The organism is Acidobacteriota bacterium (assembly GCA_040752915.1).
Lineage (GTDB): Bacteria > Acidobacteriota > UBA4820 > UBA4820 > DSQY01 > JBFLVU01.
The window spans coordinates 1-18252 of record JBFMHB010000028.1 but is presented as its reverse complement, the minus strand read 5'-3'; the positions used below and the strand labels follow the sequence as shown (position 1 = coordinate 18252).

The following is an 18252-nucleotide window of genomic DNA, read 5'->3' as shown; positions in this document are numbered from 1 at the left end:
GAATGGGATTGGATCCGGCGGGAGCCGGTCGAACCGTCGAAGGTGGGACCATGAGCGACTACGCGAGTCACCGCGAATCGGACGGGCACGCCGGCCCCGGCTATGGAATGTACGTGGCCGTATGGGCCGTCCTGCTCGCCCTCACGGCGCTCCTCGTCCTGTTGAGCCGGTTCGGTCAGCGGGCGGCCGTGGCCGGCCTCCTGACCATCACGCCCGTCAAGGCGGCCCTCGTTTTCTATTACTTCATGCACCTTAGGTACGAGCGAGCGCTCCTGAAGGGGGTCCTCATCGTGACCCTGGGGACCCTTCTCATCTTCTTCGGCCTGACCTACGCCGACGTGGCCTTCCGGTGAGGCGGACATGGGCTGGATGAACCAGGCGGCGACCTCCGCCGAAAAGGTCGACTCGGTCTTCCTTTTCGTCTTCGTCTTGTCGGTTCTCTTCCTCGTGTTCATCACGGGGCTGATGATCTACTTCGTCTGGAAGTACAACCGGAAGCGGCACCCCCGCGCCGAGAGCATCGAGGGCCACGCGTGGCTCGAAATCACCTGGACCGCCATCCCGCTGATCCTTTTCCTGGCCATGTTTTATTACGGGTGGACGGAGTTCTCCTACACCCGGAACCCCCCCCGTGACGCCATGGCCGTGGACGTCCTGGCGCGTCAATGGTCCTGGTCCTTCACCTACCCCAATGGGAAACAGACGAGCGAACTGTACGCCGCGCTCGGGAGGCCCCTGCGGTTGGACATCCGGTCCGCCGACGTGATCCACGGCTTCTTCGTCCCCGCCTTCCGGCTGAAGATGGACGCCGTTCCCGGCCAGGTGAACACGACCTGGTTCGAGCCGACCCAGGTGGGCGCCTACGACGTGGAATGCACCGTCATTTGCGGGGTGGACCATTCCTACATGCTCTCCAAGGTCGTGGTGGTGCCCGAGGAGGAGTTCAAGGCGTGGTACTTCGGACCCGAGGACGCGCCGGCGCCAGGCGCCCGCTATCGGGCCTCCGCGACCGCAGAACCAGCCCAGGCCGTGCATCCGGGCCTGGCGGTCCTCCAGGCGCATTCCTGCACGACCTGCCACTCCCTCGACGGGAGCGTCACGGTGGGTCCCACCTTCAAGGGAGCTTTCGGCCGAAAGGACAGGGTCGAAGCGGCGGGCGTGGAGCGTGAAATTACGGTGGACGAGGCCTACCTTCGCAAGGCCATCCAGGAGCCCAATGCGGAAATCGTGAAGGGCTATCCGCCCGCCATGCCCGAGAGCCCTCTCTCGGAGAAGGAGCTCGATGACGTGGTGGCCTACCTGAAGACGCTGAAGTGAGAGCCGGTGGCTCCGTGAATCCATGCGCGACCTGATGATTCTCACGAAAGTCCCCATCGCGGCGACTTCCACCCTGTCGGCCCTCTCCGTCTACCTCCTGGCCGGTGGGGGAGGCGGCATGGGCCTGGCGTTCCTCTTCGCCGGCGTGTGCCTGGCGGCCATGGGCGCCTCGGCGCTGAACGAGTGGCAGGAGCGGGACCTGGACGCTCTCATGGAGCGGACCCGCCGGCGCCCCATCCCGGCGGGGAGGATCTCCCAGAGCGCGGCCCTCCTTCTGGCCGTCGCCCTGGTCGCCGCGGGCCTCGTCCTGACATGGGAGGTCTTCGGGGTCTTGCCCGCGTTCCTGTGCCTGGGGGCCGTATTCTGGTACAACGCCGTCTATACGCCCCTCAAGCGCCTCTCGGCCTTCGCCGTCGTGCCGGGTTCGGTCATCGGCGCCATCCCTCCCGCCATCGGCTGGACGGCCGCCGGAGCGGACCTGCTCGACGCCCGCCTGGCCTCCCTCTGCTTCTTTTTCTTCCTCTGGCAGGTGCCCCACTTCTGGCTGCTCCTCTACCGCTACGGAGAGGAGTACGAGCGTGCGGGATACCCTTCCCTTCAAAAACTGTTGGGGAAGAGGGGCCTGGCGCGGCTCACTTTTGTGTGGCTCGCCACCGCCGCCGCCTCGGTCCTCCTCCTGCCCCTGTTCGGCGCGGTCCTCTCCCCGGCGTCCGTCTGGATCTTGGGCGTCGCCGCGATGGCCCTCACGGCCGGCTCTCTTCCCCTCCTGGGAGACCGGCCGGCCCCCCGTGTGTTCCGGGCGGCCTTCGCCGCCGTGAACCTCTTCGCGCTCCTCGTGATGGCCGCCCTGGCGGCGGAGCCTTACTGGCCCGGCTCCCTCTCCGTGGCCCTTCGCTGACCGGTTTCCCCCTTCCCATAAGAAGTCGCCGCCGGATGTGCTACGTTGATGGTGCGCTCTTGGAGGTGTTCATGTCGCAGGATCCTTTCCGGCCGCTGGTGGAGCTCCTCAAGTCGCAGGCGGATCGCTTCTCCCAGGCGCTTGGAGTGCCGACGGCTACGAGGTCGGAGGTCTACGAACTCCTCTTCGAGGAATCGGACCTGAAAAAGCCCTTCTACTGGCTCTCGCTGCTTTCCGCCTGCGGGATCGCGACGCTGGGCCTTGCCCAGAACAGTCCGGCCGTCATCATCGGAGCCATGCTCCTGTCGCCGCTCATGATCCCCATCGTGGCGTTGGGGCTCGCCCTGGCCATCGGGGACGTCTTTCTGGGCTTTCGCTCCGCGTGGGCCTGCCTGGTGTCCGTCGCAGCGTCCCTCGGGGTCTCGGCCCTTGTCGCGGTCCTTCTGCCCTTTCAGGAAACCACCCTCGAAATCCTCGCGCGCACCCGGCCCAACCCCCTGGATCTGGGTATTGCCCTCCTGTGCGGCCTGATCGCCGCCGTGTCCGCCGCGAGGCTGCCGTCGGCCGGAGGAGGGACCGTCCTACCGGGCGTGGCGATCGCCGTGGCCCTGGTCCCTCCCCTGTGTACGGCAGGATGGGGGCTAGGGGCCGGATGGCGGCGGGACGTGTTCGCCGGGGCCATGATTCTGTTCTTCACCAACCTGGCCGCCATCGTCTTCGCGTCTCTCCTGGTGTTTCTCTCGATCGGCATGGCGACGTCGGAGGAGACCTCCGAGATCCGCGCGTTCGTCGCCGAGAGGGAAAAGGGCAGGCGGGTTCACGCTTGGCTGGACAGCATGGCCCTGACCGAGAGGTTTCGGAAGGTGGGCGGGCTCGGCAATCGGGTCCTCGTTTCCGCGGTGGCCGTGCTCATTCTGCTCTTTCCCCTCAACAGCGGGCTCAAGCAGGTGAAGAGGGAGATCACCCTCAAGCGCGAAGCGGCGAAGGCCGTGGACCGGTTCCTTCCCGGCGTGACGATTCTCTCCCGAACCGTCTCCGCCGGGCAGGAAACGCCCAGCCTCCACCTGGTCCTGCTCGCCGGCGCAACCCCCGTCGAAGCCAGCGTCCGGGAGGTGGAGAAATACCTCGAAGGCCGACTGGACGGTCCGATTCGTGTTACGTACACGGAGGTTGCAAGCCGCGCCGCCTTCAAGGAGACTCCGGCGGCAGGCGCGAGTACGAGCCGGTTTGGAGAGATGGTCCGCGCGTTGGACTCCGGGGAGGTCGCGAGGCTCGCATCGCTATGGCCGGGGGAATCGGCGGGAACCTTTCTTGGAGCCGCGGTTGTGGCGCCGCCGGGCCCGATCCGGCCGCGCATCCAGGTTCGGTATCTGTCCGGAAGGCGCCTCGGGCAGGAAGCGGCGGAAGTGCTGAGGCGGGGCGCGGCGGCCCTCCTGGCCGTTCCCTCCGATTCCATCCAGATCTCTTGTTTCTCCTCCACGTTGCCGTCCTTGATCCTCCGGCCCTTTCCCGGGGCTTCGGATCTGAGCACGTGGTTGGCGGAGGCGACCGCCCGAATCGACGAAGCCGGCGTTCCCTTGAGCGTGGCTCCTGGGCTCGCGCTTCCCCGCGGGCTGGGGGCCCGAACCCAGGCGGAACTCCGGGAGGCCGCCAGGCGGGTTCTCGACGAATTGTCCGGCGTCGCCCTTCCGGGCGGATTCCTGGAACCGACGGAGCGAATCTTGGAGCCCGCAGAGGGGACCGCACCCATTCTCGAATTCCGCCTTGTGTACAGGGGGGACGCCGGGGATGTCGTCCGGCCGACTCCCGTCACCGGGAGCGAAAGTTCACGACCACGGTGAGATAGCAGGCGACGGCGGACCCGCTCCGGGCGTCGATGGGGCGCGTGTACTTCCACCTTCGGACCGCCTCCACCGCGGCGGCGTCGAAGATGGGGTTGGTGGATTGGACCACCTTCGCCTCCCGGACGGCACCCGTTTCGTCCACCACCAGTTGCAGGACGACGCGCCCCTCCAGATGCATGGCGGCGGCCGCTCGCGGGAATTCGGGCGAGGGCTGGTAGACGGGCTTGGGAAGATGGACCTGCCAGGTCTCCAGAATGGATGGCGGGTTCTGGACAGGGAGCGGGTCGCGCCCCGGTCCATCGTCCGGGGCCTTGTCGGCGCCGCCCGGAACTCCACCGTCCCCCGTGTGACCGGGTCCTTCGTCGTTCGGGGCGGAGGCGTCGGGAGGTCCGGCGGGGACCTCGTTCGGCGCCTCCATGCCGCGGGGCCTCGTGGGTGTGCGGGCGGCGGAAGAGGACGTGGACGCCTCGGTGCGCCGGGCAGGCGGGGGCTCCAGGGCGGGGGGCGCCGCCCAGAAGGTGAGGGTGATGGGAGGGGCGAGGCGTTCGGGGCCGAAGAGGGCATGGGCCACAAGGAGCATCCCCATCGCGGTCTGCAGGGCGATGGCCGCGGGCAGGGCGGTCCGCCGGAGCGGGGAGGGAGCGATCGGGGGTGAGAATACGTGCTCGAACATGGTGGCCTCCATTCTTGCCGTCTGCGGACTTGGACCATCCTCTGATCCGGAAGTTCCACCGCCGGGACTTCGCTTTTGAATCCCCGGAGGGTACACTCAGACCCATGGCGCGCGTCGTTCTGCTGGACCAGTATGCGGGCCTCGGCGGGGGCCAAAGGATCCTGATGGATCTGGCCCTCGCCATGAGGGAGGCGGGGCATTCGGTTCGGGTCTTTCTGCCTGGGCAGGGAGCCGCGGAGGCCCGATTGCGGGAGGAGGGGTTCCCGGTCCACCCCTTGCCCCTCCCGGCCATGACGCCCGGCAGGAAGCCGCTGGCCGAAAAAGCCGCCTATCCCTTCCATGCCTGGCGGGCGGCCAGAGCCCTTCGCGCGACCCTGTCCGAGGAACCCGCGGATCTTCTCTACGCCAACGCTCCCCGGGCGTTTCTCCCCGCCGTGCTCGCCGCCCGTGGGGGAGGGCCTCCCGTGGTGCTCGCGCTCCACCTCATCTTCACCGGGGGGTTCGAGCACCGGCTGATCCGGTGGTGCCTGCGGCAAAAGGAGGTCCGGAAGATCGTGTTCTGCTCCGGGGCGGTGGCTCACCCCTTCGCGAAGGACTGCGGGGCGAAGGGCGTCAAGATCCACTACTGGGTGAGCCCCCGGTTCCTGGAGGCCCCCTCGGAGCGTCGGCGCTCCCGTGAAGCGATGGGGTTGAACCCCGGTGACGTGGCCGTGGGTGTCCTGGGAAGGATCTCCCGCACCAAAGGGCAGTCCCTCTTTCTGGAGGCCCTTGCCCCCCTCTTGGAGCGGCACCCGGCTTTGCGGCTTCTCGTGGGCGGCGGGGCGGATTTCGAGGATCCCGAGGAGGAGGCCCGCGTGGTCAGAATGGCGGCCGCGTCGCCGCGCGCGGAACGGATCCGGATCGCGGGCCGGATGGTGGAGGCCATCCCGTTTCTCGACTCCCTCGACGTCCTGGTGGTTCCTTCCCTCTGGGACGAGCCCTTCGGCCTGGTGGCGGTGGAAGGGATGGCGAGGGGGCTTCCCGTCGTCGCGACGCGCAGCGGCGGGCTCGTGGAAATCGTCGACCACAACGTGACGGGATTTCTCGCGGACAAGAACGCCGCTTCGCTGCGGGATGCCGTGGAGAGGCTCCTGGCGGATCCGGGCCTCCGGTCCGCCATGGGGGAGCGGGGGCGGGCCCGGGTGGAGAGCGAGTTCCATCCGGCGAAGCAGCTGGCGGAGGTTCTGGCCCTGTGTTTCGGGGAGTGAAACGAACGGGCTCCGGGGTCGGCGGGCGAGCCTGAGCCCAGCCGGAGGGCCCCGGGAGCCGGGGGGGAATAGGGCATGAAGCTGGCGTTCGTTCAGGACTGGCTCGTGGATTTCGGCGGCGCGGAGAGGTGTCTCGAAGCACTCTGCGAGGCCTACCCCAACGCCCCCCTCCACACGCTCTTCTATGACCCCCGCCAGTTCGAGGATTCGGCCATTTCCACCCGGCCCATCCACACGACCTTTCTCAACCGGCCGATCTTCAAGAGCCGGTACCGGACCTTCCTCGCCTTGTACCCGTATGCGATCGAGCAACTGGACCTCTCGGGAGCGGAGGTCGTGGTCTCCTTCTCGCACAGCGTGGCCCACGGGGCCCTCGTCCGGTCGGACAGCCTCCACGTCTGCTACTGCCACACGCCCGTCCGTTACGCCTGGGACCTGTACCATCCCTATCTCAGGATGGCCGGTCTCACCTGGGGACCCAGGGCCCACGCCGCGCGGGCCGTCCTTCACTACCTCCGGATCTGGGATGCCGCGGCGGCCTCCAGGGTGGATCACTATGTGGCCAATTCCGCCCACGTGGCCCGCAGAATCCGGCGCATCTACGGGCGCGAGGCGGCGGTCATCCACCCGCCGGTGGACGTGGACCGCTTCTCTCCCGAAAGCCGGAGAGGGGATCACTACCTCGCCGTGGGGAGGATGGTGGCGTACAAGCGGATGGATCTGGCCGTGGTCACCTGCACCCGCCTGGGACTGCCCCTTCGGGTGATCGGCGAGGGCCCCGAACTGGGACGGCTCAGACGCCTCGCCGGCCCCACGGTGGAGTTCCTGGGACGCCTGCCCGACGCCGACGTGTCCCGCGAGCTGGCCCGGGCCAAGGCCCTCCTCTTTTGCGGAGAGGAGGATTTCGGGATCACCCCGGTGGAGGCCCAGGCCTCCGGGACCCCGGTCATCGCGTACGGTCGAGGGGGCGCGCTGGAAACGGTGGTTCCTCCCGAAGGCGAAGAGTACGGAGCGGCCACGGGGCTCTTTTTCACAGAGCCCTCGGCGGAATCCCTGGCCGAGGCCCTGTCCCTCTTCGAGAGGGTTCACATGCGGTTCGACCCGTCGGTTTGCGTCGCCCACGCCGCGCGTTTCGGCCGGCCGAGGTTCGTGGAGGAGATGCGGCGCTTCATCGAGTCCAGATGGGAGGCCTTCCGTGGGGTCCGTTGAGCTGTTTTTTTATTATCTGCTCGCCGCGTCCTCCCCCCTCGGCGTGGCCGTGACCAACGCCTCCCTGGGCGCGCTGACCCTCTTCTTCCTCTGGAGGGCGATCCGGGGCCGCTTTCGCCCGAGCCCCGCCGCCTGGCTTCTCGCCTCCTTCCTCCTGTGGCAGGTGGTGTCGGCCCTCCTCAGCCCGTTCCGCTCGGTGGCTCTGCGGGGGATCCTGGATTCCTGGGCCTGGATCGCTTTTTTCGTGGGTGCATCCCTTCCGGCCATCGCCCGGAGGGAGGCCTTTCCAAAATGGGCCGGATTCCTGACCCTGTCGGCGGCCCTGACGGTTCCGGTGAGCCTGGCGGCCTTCTTCCTCGGCACGGATTTCCGGCGTGACTTGCTCGTTTCCAAGGCGGCGGCGGGAACCGTCAACGCCCACGGCTTTTTTTCCCACCACCTCACCTACGCGGGGGTCATGGCCACCGTGGTCCTGGTGGCCGGCGCGCTGGCCCTGTACGGCCGGGGGCGCCGCTGGGCCTGGTGGGTGGGCTCGGCGGCGGCGGGAGTGGGGCTGGTCACGAGCCTGGCCCGGACCTACTGGGTCGGGCTCCTTCCCTCGGCCATCCTCCTGCTTTGGAGGAAGGGATGGAAAGTTGTGGCCGGAGCCGCCCTGGCCGCCGCCCTCGCGGGCGCGATTCTCGTGGCCGCCGGCCCCGACGGGCTGAGGCGTCGGGTGGCGAGCCTGTGGGACCCGGACAACGCGAGCAACGTGGAACGGCTCTACCTCTGGAAGTCCGGCCTGGACATGTGGAAGGAGAGGCCCGTCGCCGGGTGGGGGCCCAACGCCTACGAAAGCGCGGCGGGCCCGTTCAAGGCCCCCTACGCCGGCAACATCCATTACCCCGACCACGAGGGCTTTCGGTCCCGCAGCCACTGCCACAACCTGTACATCATGACCGCCGTCCAGACGGGAACCGTCGGCCTCCTCCTCCTGCTGGCCTTTTTCGTCTCCGCCTTTCGAGAGATCGCTCGCCAGCCGGAAACGAGTCTCCGCATCGGCGCCACGGCGGCCCTGACGACCTTCCTGGTGGGCGGGGTGTTCGAATTCAACGGAGGGGACGCGGAGGTGGCCACGTTGCTGTTCTTCCTCGTGGGCCTTGCTCTGGGACGGGGCGGGCCCGCCCCGGGCGATCCGGAGAAGGGCCCCTGAGCGTCGGGGCCAGGCCGGGCGGCGCGGTCACGGTGGGACCATGCTCCTGAGCGGCGAAGCCTTCGTTCTCGTCCGTCACGCGTACACGGAATCCTCGTGGATCGTGAGCCTGTTCATGCGCGACCACGGGCTCCTCCGCGCCGTGGCCCGGGGCGCTCGGAAGACCCGGAGCGGAGGCCGGGGGTCCCTCGAACCCATGACGAAAATCCAGGTGGAGGTCTTCCTGCGCGAGGGAAGGGACCTCGGGCAGGTCCGCCGCGCCGAAGTCCTGGCCGGCGCCATGGACCTCTTCGAGGACTGGCCGAGGGCGGAGGTCCTCCTGGGGATGTGCGAAATCCTGGAGCGGGGGCTGCCGGCCCAGAGCCCCGAGGAAGAGACCTTCCGGCTCGTGGAGGCCCTGATGGATCCCCTTCGGGAGGGGCTCGATCCGGCGCTGGCGTGGCTCTACTTCGTCCTGTGGTTCTCGCGCCTCCACGGCCATCTCGCCCGCCCGAAGCCTTCTTCCGAGCTGGGGGGAGAGGAGGAGCGGCTTCGTTCGGCCTGCCTGCGGAACGCTCCCGGCGCGCTCGCGGGACTGTCCGTTTCCCCCTCCGTCGTCGTCCGTCTGGCGCGGAGGCTGGAGGGGGGGGTCACGGACTACCTCGGCGCGCCCCTGCGGTCCGCCCCCTCGTTTCGGGGGCGGTGATCGCGGGGAGGAGAGGAGGAGCAAGGCGCGAGATGCTAAGAAGGGAGGCGAATCCGCCCCCGTCCCCGGCCCCGTTGGGTCGCGCCGGAGCCTCGTTGGTGTACAATGCGGCTTCGTCACCCATCCGGAGGATGCCTTGCTCACCATTCAAGACCTCATCGAGAGAATGAAGCACTTCTGGGCTGGCGAGGGCTGCCTCATCGCCGAGCCCTACGACCTCGAGAAGGGCGCGGGGACCATGAACCCCGAGACCTTCCTGAGGGTCCTGGGGCCAAAGCCCTACGCCAGCGCCTACGTGGAGCCGTGCCGTCGCCCGAGGGACGGGCGCTACGGCGAGAACCCCCAGCGCGTGGAGAAGCACTACCAGTTCCAGGTCATCATGAAGCCCAGCCCCGACGACATTCAGGAGCGGTACCTCAGGAGCCTGGAAGCCTTCGGCATCGTCCTGAAAGACCACGACCTGAAATTCGAGGAGGACAACTGGGAGGCGCCCACCCTGGGGGCCTGGGGCGTGGGCTGGCAGGTCATGCTGGACGGGACCGAGATCACCCAGTTCACGTACTTCCAGCAGGCGGGCGGATTCGAATTGAAGCCCGTGACCGTGGAGATCACTTACGGAATCGAGCGCCTCTGCATGTTCCTCAACGGCATCGGAGACATCTACGACCTCCCCTGGAACGAGCGGTTCACTTACGGGGACATGCGCCGCGAGGCCGAGCGCCAGTTCTCGGTCTTCGACTTCGAGCAGGCGCGGACGGACCTCACGGCGCGGTGGTTCGAGGAGTTCGAAACGGAGAGCCGTCGGCTCGTGGAGGCGGGGCTCTACCTCCCGGCCTACGATTTCTGCCTCAAGGCCAGCCACGCCTTCAACATCCTGGACGCCCGCGGGGCCATTTCCGTGGCGGCCCGGGCCGATTACATCAAGCGCGTGAGGCGGCTGGCCTGCGCCTGCGCCGAGGCCTACCTCCAGCACACGGAGGGAGAGAAGGAGGCGGTCCGTGGCTGACTTTCTCCTGGAGATCGGCACCGAGGAGATTCCGGCGGGGATGGTCTGGGACCTGGCCGTCAACCTGGGCCACAACGTGTCCGAGGCCCTCGAGAAGGAGGGGATGACCAGCGCCGCCGATGGCCCCCCTCGTGAGCCCATGTTCGCCTTCATCCCCGGCAACCCCGCCTGGCGCCTCATGCCGGGGATGACGCTTCTTGCCGCGCCCCGGCGGATCGGGTTCCTCCTCGAAGGACTGCCGCTCCGGCAGTCGGACCGCGAAGAGACGGTGGCGGGGCCGCCCCTCTCGGCGGCTCGGGACGCCTCCGGAGCCTGGACCAGGGCCGCCGAGGGCTTTGCCCGAAAGCAGGGCGTCGCCATGGGGGACCTGAAGGAAGTCGCGGGTCTCAAGGGCCCCTGCGTGGGTTTCGTGCGCCATGTGCCGGGGCGGTCCGCCGCCGAGGTCCTGGCGGAGGTCGTCCCGCGTGCGGTGGACGCCCTCTACCTTCCCAAGGCTATGCGGTGGGGGGAGGGGACCGAGGTCTTCGTGAGGCCCGTTCGGTGGGTCGTGGCCCTTCTCGACGATCAGGTCGTCCGCCTGACGATCAAGGGGATCGAGGCGGGGCGCACGAGCCGGGGCCACCGGATCCACGGAACGGACCGGGTCGAGGTTCCGTCCGCGAAGGCCTATTTCGATGTCATGAGGAACCAGCACGTCCTTTCCGACCCCGTGGAGCGCAAGAACAAGATCAGGAAGGAACTCGATGAGCTGGCCGCCGCCGTCGGCGGCGTCTGGAGCGTTCATCGCGACAACCCGTCGGAAAGCGTGTTGTTCGGCGGGTTGCTGGAAACCCTCGTCTTCACCTGCGAGCACCCGACGGCCTTTCGCGGGAGCATCCCCGAGGCCTTCCTGTCCCTGCCCGAGCCGGTCCTTTCCACGTGCCTGAAGGAGCACCAGAAGTCCTTTGCCGTTTACGCGACGAGCGATCCGAACGATCCTCTGGCGGGCGTTCCCCAGACGGAGGAGGGGCTGGCGCTGCGCCCCTTCTTTCTCGCCGTCCTGGACGGGCCCTCAGACCCGACGGGGCTTGTCCGAAGGGGAAACGAGAACGTCACGGTCTCCCGCCTGAAGGACGCGAAGTTCTTCTACGACCAGGACAAGAAGGTGCCCCTGGCGGAGCGGCTCAACGATCTCAAGGGAATCGTCTACCACCCGAAACTTGGGACGTACTACGACAAGGCCCTCCGGATGGAGGTCCTGGCTCGCGAGCTGGCCCCGACCTTCCAAGAGGACCCCGACCTGGCCGGCCGGGCCGCCCTCCTGTGCAAGGGCGACCTCGCTTCCCTCCTCGTCCAGGAGAAGGAGTTCACCTCCCTCCAGGGCGTGGCGGGCGGACTCTACGCCCAGGCCCAGGGGGAAGATCCCGCCGTGGCCCGCGCCATCGGCGAACACTACGGCGAGCCCCTCCCGCAGCCCGGCAGCGCCCATCCTCACCTCAGCGTCGTGGTGGCCCTGGCGGACAAGCTGGACACCCTCGTCCAGTTCTTTTCCATCGGCCTGGCGCCCACGGGCTCCAAGGACCCCTTCGGCCTGAGGCGGGCGGCGAACCAGGTGGTCTCCATGTTGGGGGACCCCGGGCTGTTCGCGGGGGGGCATTCGGGCCTGCGCTTCGATCTGAGCGCCTTCCTGCGTTCTCACGCGCCGGACTGCGCCGCGTCGCTGGAGGATTTCATCCTGGAACGGGCGCGATACTCGTGGGAGGGAAAAGGCGTCGCCGAGGCCAAAGGCGCGCCCTCCTACGACGAGTTGAACGCGGTCCTTTCCCAGGGCCTCTCGGACCTTCTGGACATGCGCGCCCGCCTGGAGGCGGTCCACACCGTGCGCCGGCAGTATCCCGAGGATTTCGACCACCTGGCGGTGGCCTTCAAGCGCGCCAAGAACATCCTGAAGGGAATGCCCGAGGTGGACCTCGATCCCTCTCTTTTCCTGCCTCCCGAGGAGAAGGAGGGCGCGGGGGAACGGGCCCTGCACGAGGCCGTGGAGGCCGTGAGGCAGGAGGCCGAGGAGCTGTTTGAACAGAGACGCTACGCCGAGGGCCTCCAGCGGCTCGCCACGGTGCGGCCGGCCGTGGACCGCTTCTTCGACGACGTGCTCGTCATGTGCGACCCCGACGGAAAGGACCCCGCTCGGACGGCCCTGCAGAACAACCGTCTTGCGCTCTTGCGTGGGCTTGTGGCTCTTTTCGACAGGGTAGCGGACTTCTCCCAGATCGTTCCGAGGGAGAACCGCTGACGGAAGACCGTTCGGACGCGGAGGCCGGGACGGGAGCCCAGGGAGGGACCTTGCCGTGCAGCCGCTGACCAACCTGTTCTACAACTTGGGTTGGGACCTGACGGGGTGGACGGCCCTTCTGTTTCTCGCGGAGGTCCTGGCCCTGTTCACGATCCCGTCGGTTCTCCTCCAGCGGCGGGGACAGCCCCTGGCGGCGCTGGCCTGGACCCTGGGCCTCATCGCCGCGCCCATCCTCGGAGTATTGGCCTGGTGGCTCATCGGACGGAGCCACCTGAAGCGGAAGCGGAGGCGGCGCTCAAGGGCCCATTTCGAGATCCGCGAAGGATTCGCCAACCTGAGGCCTGAAGTGGAAACAGGGCAGGCGGAAGGGCTCGATACCCTCCTGCCCCTGCGCCGGCTCCCCCTGGGCCAGGAGGCGGGGGTCTTTCCGGCGGTGGCCGCCCGGCGGGTCGAGGCGTTCCAGGACGGGGAGGCCACCTACGCGGCCCTGGAGGAGGCCATCGCCGGGGCGCGCCATCACCTCCACCTCCTCTTCTATACGTGGCAGGCCGACGCCGTGGGGGCGAAGTTTCGAGACCTCCTCGCGTCGCGAGCGAGGAGCGGGGTGCAGGTGCGCGTCCTGCTCGACGCCCTGGGAAGTTCGAGGGCCCTGGGACGGTTCATGGACCCCCTTCGTCGGGCGGGGGGGCGCGTCGAGCCCTTCGCGCCCACGAGGTTTCTCCGGCGATCGCTCTCCATCAACTTCCGGAACCATCGGAAGATCCTCATCGCCGACGGGGTCAGGGCGTACGCGGGCGGGCTGAACATCGGGGAGGAGTACACCCGCCACTGGAGGGACCTGGGGCTTCTCCTGGAAGGTCCCGTGGTGGCCCACCTCCAGGAGATTTTCGCCGACGACTGGTGCTTCGCCACGGGGAGGGCCCTGGTGGAAAAGGACTTCGTTCCCACCCAGGCCCTCGCGGGGAAGACCGACGCCGTCTGCCGCCTCATCGCGGGCGGCCCCGACGCCGCGTACAACGCGACCCACGACGCCTTCTTCGTGGCCGCCACCCAGGCCCGGAAACGCATCTGGATCTGCACGCCCTACCTGGCTCCCGACCAGGCGATTCAGACGGCCCTGCGGACCGCGGTGTACCGGGGGGTGGACGTGCGCGTGCTCGTTCCGGCGATCTCGGACGTCCGGCTCGCCCAGATCGCGGGGCGCTCCTACTACCCGGCCCTTCTGGAGTCGGGCATCCGCATCTTCGAATACCTGCCCTCGGTCCTTCACACGAAGCTCTGGCTCTTCGACGACGAACTCTCCGTGGTGGGGAGCGCCAACCTGGACAACCGGTCCTTCCGGCTGAATTTCGAGGTGAGTTGCTTCGTGCAGAACCGGCCCCTAAACGCGGCCCTGTCGAACGCGTTTGTGGGTGACCTCGGGGCCAGCCGCGAGGTAACGGGGGCCGACGTGCGCCGGACAGGGCGCCTTCAACAACTGCAGGAGGCAGCCATGAACCTCCTCAGCCCCCTTCTTTAGAAGGATCGGGATTGGAGGAGGTCAGCCGCGGCTCCGGATCCGGGGGGCCTTGACAAAGGAGGAGACGGGAGTAATATTACTAAATAGGTAACATTCGCCTTGGGGGAGGCCATGATCGGAATCGGAAGGCAGACGGACTACGCGGCGCGGATCGTCCTCCACCTGGCGAGCCTCGAGCCCGGCGCCCGCGTGACGGCCGGCGAGATCGCGCGCAAGCGCCTCATCCCCCCGGTCCTCATCCGCCGGATCGTGAGCCGCTTGTCTTCGGCGGGCATCCTCCGGACGGCCAGGGGGAGCGGCGGTGGAATCGCCCTCGCGCGGCCGGCCCGAAAGGTCAGCCTCCGGGAGGTCGTGGAGGCCATGGAGGGGCAGGTGGCCCTCAACGGCTGCGTGGTGAACCCTGGGGATTGCCCCCTTTCGGACCTATGCCCCGTCCAGCGGGCGTGGTGCCGGGCCAGCCGCCAGTTGGCCTCGGCCCTGGGCAAGATCCGCTTCTCGGATCTGGCCGCCTCCATGACCCCGAAATCCGCGTCAGGGGGGCCGCCCCCGTCTGGCAAGGGACGCCGAGGCGCCAAGGAGGCGAAATCGTGAAGCGGCGCCGCCGGGGCGCCAAGCGGGATCGAAGGACGGCCCCCTGCGAAGGGCTGGATGGTTTGCTTTTAGGGGAGGTGTGAATGGATGCACTGTTGTTGGCACGGATCCAGTTCGCATGGACCATCGCCTTCCACTACATCTTCCCTCCCATGACCATCGGGCTGGGGCTCCTGCTCGTGGTCATGGAGGGGATGTACCTGAAGACGAAGAAGCCCCTCTACCACGCCATGACGCGCTTCTGGGTGCGGGTCTTCGGGCTCATCTTCGCCGTGGGGGTGGCCTCGGGAATCGTCATGGAGTTCCAGTTCGGCACGAACTGGTCCACGTATTCCCGCTACGTGGGCGACGTCTTCGGCAGCGCCCTGGCGGCCGAGGGCATCTTCGCCTTCTTTCTCGAATCCGGGTTTCTCGCCATCCTCCTCTTCGGATGGGACAAGGTGAGCCCCCGGATGCACTTCTTCTCCACGGTCATGGTCTCCCTCGGCTCCATGTTCAGCGCCGTTTGGATCATCGTCGCCAATTCCTGGCAGCAGACGCCCGCCGGATTCCACATCGTGGGCGAAGGGGCCATGGCCCGCGCGGAGGTCACGGACTTCTGGCAGGTCGTCTTCAACCCCTCCACGGTGGACCGGCTCGTCCACGTGCTCCTCGGCGCCCTCCTGACGGGATCCTTCTTCGTCCTGTCCGTCTCTGCTTTCTACCTGTTGAAGAAGCGACACGTCGAGTTCGCCAAGGCCTCCATGCGGATCGCCCTGGCCGTGGCCATCGCGGCGTCCCTGGCGCAGCTCGTGTCGGGCCATTCGAGCGCCCAGGTCGTGGCCGAGCACCAGCCCGCCAAGCTGGCCGCCTTCGAGGGGCTTTATCCCGAAACCTCTGCAGGGGCTCCGCTGACCCTCTTCGGCTGGGTGGACGAGAAGGAGGAAAAGGTCAAGTTCGGCGTGGCCGTGCCCGGACTCCTCAGCCTCCTCCTTCACGGGAACTCGGGCGCGCCGGTGACGGGCCTGAGGGCCTTTCGTCCGGAAGACCGCCCCCCCGTGAACCTCGTCTTCCAGAGCTACCACGCCATGGTCGCCATCGGGATGGCGATCCTCCTCCTCAGCCTCGCGTCCGCCCTGTACTGGTGGCGCGGCAAGCTCTTCGAGACGAGGTGGCTCCTCTGGGGCTGGGTGGCCGCCGTGGTTCTTCCGCACCTGGCGAACCAGCTCGGCTGGATGTCCGCGGAGGTGGGGCGCCAGCCGTGGATCGTCCAGGGGCTCCTGAGGACGAGCGAGGGGCTCTCGAAGGTCGTGTCCGCCGGAGAGACCCTCACTTCCCTCCTCCTCTTCACGCTCGTGTACGTTCTCCTGTTCGTCCTGTTCATCTACCTCCTGGACCACAAGATCAAGGAGGGCCCCGTGGAGGCAGGGCCCGAGAAGGGGGGGCACCGGGCATGAACCTCGATCTGAACGTCGTCTGGTACGTCCTGGTGGGCGTGCTCCTCACCGGCTACGCCATCCTCGATGGCTTCGACCTGGGCGTCGGCGCTCTGCACCTGTTCACGAAGACCGACGAGGAGCGCCGGCTCGCCATCAATTCCATCGGCCCCGTGTGGGACGGCAACGAGGTCTGGCTCGTCACCGGCGGGGGCGCGCTCTTCGCCGCCTTCCCCCACGTGTACGCCACGATCTTCTCCGGCTTCTACCTGGCCCTGGTCCTGCTTCTCTTCGGGCTCATCTTCCGGGCCGTGGCCATCGAGTTCCGGAGCAAGCAGCCCATGGGATGGTGGCGGCAAATGTGGGACGTCTCCTTCAGCGTGTCCAGCATCCTCTCCGCTCTCCTCCTCGGCGTGGCCCTCGGAAACGTCGCCTGGGGAATTCCGCTGGCTCCGGACCACGAATTCGCAGGGACCTTCCTTGGCCTTCTCCATCCCTACGCGCTTCTCGTGGGCGTCACCACCGTGGCCCTCTTCATGATGCACGGCTCCATCTACCTGACGTTGAAGACCGAGGGCGCCCTCCACGACAAGGTGCGGTCCTGGATCAACAACACGATCATCTTCTTCATCATCTGCTACGCCACCACGACCATGGCCACCCTTCTGTACGTGCCCCACATGGTGGCCATCTTCAAGGACCACCCGGGCCTCTTCGTGGTGGCCCTGGCGAACATGCTGGCCGTGGCCAACATACCCAGGGAGATCTACCACGGGCGGGACTTTTACGCGTTCCTCTCCTCCTGCGCGGCGATGGCGGCCCTCATGGCCCTCTTCGGGCTCGGCATGCTCCCGAACCTGGTGTACTCGAATCCGAATCCCGATCTCAGCCTCACGATCTACAACGCGGCCTCCTCGCAGAAGACGCTGGGCATCATGCTCGTCATCGCGCTCATCGGCGTGCCCCTGGTGCTCGCGTATACGGCCAGCATCTACTGGGTGTTTAGGGGGAAAGTGAAGCTGGACGCCCAATCCTATTGAACCTCGCCGGGGTCTCCGGCGGTCCTGGACCCTCGCAAGCGGGGCGGGCTTCGGCCCGCCCCGCCGCATTCCGGTGTAGAATGGCCTCCCCGAGAGGGAAGGGTGGAGCCGATCATGGCCGTCGCGGGAGCCGCGGTGCTCGAACCCATCGAGCTATGGGACGCCTTCGCCGCGGGTGTCTATTTCTTCTTCGGCGTCATCCACCTGGACCTGTGGCTGAGGCGCCGGGACCGCCTCGCCCACCTCTGGCTGGCCGGGGCCAGCGCCTCGGCCTTGGTGGTGGACCTCACCGGCATGGCCGGCAGGAGGTGGATGGACCTCGGGGGAACATGGCTGGGCGCCCTGAACACGCTCGGAGTCGCGCTCGCCACCTGTTTCCTCTTCGAACTCGTCTACTCGCTGAACCGCGATCCGAAGGGCCGGCTCGCGAGGGTCCTTCAGACCTTCGTGCTCGCCCTGGCCCCCGTGTCCGCGCTCCTTCTCCCGCCTCTCTTTCCGGCCGTCCTTCTCGGCTGCTTCTGGCTTCTGGTTTGGGCCATGGTCCGGGCCTTCGCCGCCTCGCGCGAGGGCGACCGCGAATCGGGGATGGTGGCCAAGGGATTCGTGGTACTCACCCTGTGCCTGGTGGGCGACATCCTCCAGGAACTGCGCATCGCCCCCCTGCCGAGCGGGCTTCCCGCCCTCGGGTTCATCGTGCTGTTCCTGGCATCGGCGCGTTCCCTCAACGACCGTTTCGGACGGGAGGAGGAGGCCTCCCGCACGGATTCCCTCACGGGGCTGAAGAACCGGCGCGGCTTTCTGGAGGCCTGCGACGGGGCCCTGGTGAGGAGCCGACGCACCCGCGAGCCCCTCTCGGTCGTTCTGGCCGACATCGACCACTTCAAGAGCGTGAACGACGCCTTCGGCCACGGGGCGGGCGACGAGATCCTTCGGGGCTTGGCGGCCCTGCTGCGAGGATCGGTGCGGGGACAGGACGTGGTGGCCCGGTGGGGCGGGGAGGAATTTCTCCTCCTCCTTCCCGGCACCGCGGGAGACGGAGCGCTGAAGGTGGCCGAAATGCTCCGCGAGAGGGCGGCCCAATTCGCGTGGGCCCACGGAGAGACGTCCGTCTCGGTGACCCTCTCCTTCGGGGTCGCCGAGCACGAGGCGGGACGGGACATCGAGGAGACCATCTCCCGGGCCGACAAGGCCCTGTATCGCGCCAAGGAAGAAGGCCGCAACCGAGTCGTCGCCGGCTGAGAAGGGGCGGCCTCGGTGGGGGGTTGCGAGAAGCGGGGAGGGCGGGCCCCCCGCCCCCCCACCACCCCAACCCAGCCCCGCCGCTGCCCCGACAGCCCCCGCGAA

Annotated in this window: 16 protein-coding genes; 15 read left to right on the top strand and 1 reads right to left on the bottom strand. The window is 67.9% G+C overall.

What is annotated here, in order from left to right:
* Nucleotides 1–50: 50 nt before the first annotated feature.
* The 4 genes from AB1824_06940 to AB1824_06925 all read left to right on the top strand — a co-directional run bounded on the left by AB1824_06940 (nt 51) and on the right by AB1824_06925 (nt 4056).
* On the top strand, nt 51–353 hold the full coding sequence (locus AB1824_06940; GenBank protein ID MEW5764697.1) for a cytochrome C oxidase subunit IV family protein: 303 nt from the start codon (nt 51–53) through the stop codon (nt 351–353).
* Nucleotides 354–360: 7 nt separating this feature from the next.
* A complete protein-coding gene (gene coxB / locus AB1824_06935) occupies nt 361–1317 on the top strand; it encodes a cytochrome c oxidase subunit II (protein MEW5764696.1) in 957 nt (318 codons plus the stop codon).
* Nucleotides 1318–1339: 22 nt separating this feature from the next.
* Nucleotides 1340–2215, top strand: coding sequence for a UbiA family prenyltransferase (locus AB1824_06930; protein ID MEW5764695.1), 876 nt, complete (start codon nt 1340–1342; stop codon nt 2213–2215).
* A gap of 71 nt (nt 2216–2286) precedes the next feature.
* Nucleotides 2287–4056 (top strand): DUF389 domain-containing protein, encoded by a 1770-nt coding sequence (locus tag AB1824_06925; GenBank protein ID MEW5764694.1) that lies wholly within the window; start codon nt 2287–2289, stop codon nt 4054–4056.
* Here the strand turns inward: AB1824_06925 and AB1824_06920 are convergent.
* Nucleotides 4025–4732 (bottom strand): energy transducer TonB, encoded by a 708-nt coding sequence (locus AB1824_06920; GenBank protein ID MEW5764693.1) that lies wholly within the window; start codon nt 4730–4732, stop codon nt 4025–4027. The two genes, AB1824_06925 and AB1824_06920, sit on opposite strands and share 32 nt — an antisense overlap.
* 104 nt (nt 4733–4836) lie before the next feature.
* Between AB1824_06920 and AB1824_06915 the strand changes: the two genes are divergently transcribed.
* The 11 genes from AB1824_06915 (at nt 4837) to AB1824_06865 (ending at nt 18147) form a co-directional block, all read left to right on the top strand.
* A complete protein-coding gene (locus AB1824_06915) occupies nt 4837–5979 on the top strand; it encodes a glycosyltransferase family 4 protein (GenBank protein MEW5764692.1) in 1143 nt (380 codons plus the stop codon).
* A 75-nt stretch (nt 5980–6054) separates the two neighbouring features.
* Entirely contained in the window at nt 6055–7188 is a 1134-nt protein-coding gene (locus AB1824_06910) for a glycosyltransferase (protein MEW5764691.1), read from the top strand.
* Complete coding sequence (locus AB1824_06905; protein MEW5764690.1) at nt 7175–8380, top strand: O-antigen ligase family protein; 1206 nt, start codon at nt 7175–7177, stop codon at nt 8378–8380. The genes AB1824_06910 and AB1824_06905 overlap by 14 nt, the downstream gene beginning before the upstream one ends.
* A gap of 40 nt (nt 8381–8420) precedes the next feature.
* A complete protein-coding gene (recO, locus tag AB1824_06900) occupies nt 8421–9065 on the top strand; it encodes a DNA repair protein RecO (GenBank protein MEW5764689.1) in 645 nt (214 codons plus the stop codon).
* A 136-nt stretch (nt 9066–9201) separates the two neighbouring features.
* Entirely contained in the window at nt 9202–10071 is an 870-nt protein-coding gene (locus AB1824_06895) for a glycine--tRNA ligase subunit alpha (GenBank protein MEW5764688.1), read from the top strand.
* A complete protein-coding gene (gene glyS, locus AB1824_06890; GenBank protein MEW5764687.1) occupies nt 10064–12343 on the top strand; it encodes a glycine--tRNA ligase subunit beta in 2280 nt (759 codons plus the stop codon). The genes AB1824_06895 and glyS overlap by 8 nt, the downstream gene beginning before the upstream one ends.
* 55 nt (nt 12344–12398) lie before the next feature.
* A complete protein-coding gene (gene cls / locus AB1824_06885; GenBank protein MEW5764686.1) occupies nt 12399–13862 on the top strand; it encodes a cardiolipin synthase in 1464 nt (487 codons plus the stop codon).
* Between the two features lie 111 nt (nt 13863–13973).
* Nucleotides 13974–14453: an Rrf2 family transcriptional regulator gene (locus tag AB1824_06880; protein ID MEW5764685.1), complete on the top strand. Its 480-nt coding sequence runs from the start codon at nt 13974–13976 to the stop codon at nt 14451–14453.
* 83 nt (nt 14454–14536) lie between these two features.
* Nucleotides 14537–15889, top strand: coding sequence for a cytochrome ubiquinol oxidase subunit I (locus tag AB1824_06875; GenBank protein MEW5764684.1), 1353 nt, complete (start codon nt 14537–14539; stop codon nt 15887–15889).
* Entirely contained in the window at nt 15886–16908 is a 1023-nt protein-coding gene (gene cydB / locus AB1824_06870) for a cytochrome d ubiquinol oxidase subunit II (GenBank protein MEW5764683.1), read from the top strand. The genes AB1824_06875 and cydB overlap by 4 nt, the downstream gene beginning before the upstream one ends.
* Before the next feature lie 114 nt (nt 16909–17022).
* Nucleotides 17023–18147 (top strand): GGDEF domain-containing protein, encoded by a 1125-nt coding sequence (locus AB1824_06865; protein ID MEW5764682.1) that lies wholly within the window; start codon nt 17023–17025, stop codon nt 18145–18147.
* Nucleotides 18148–18252 lie beyond the last annotated feature (105 nt).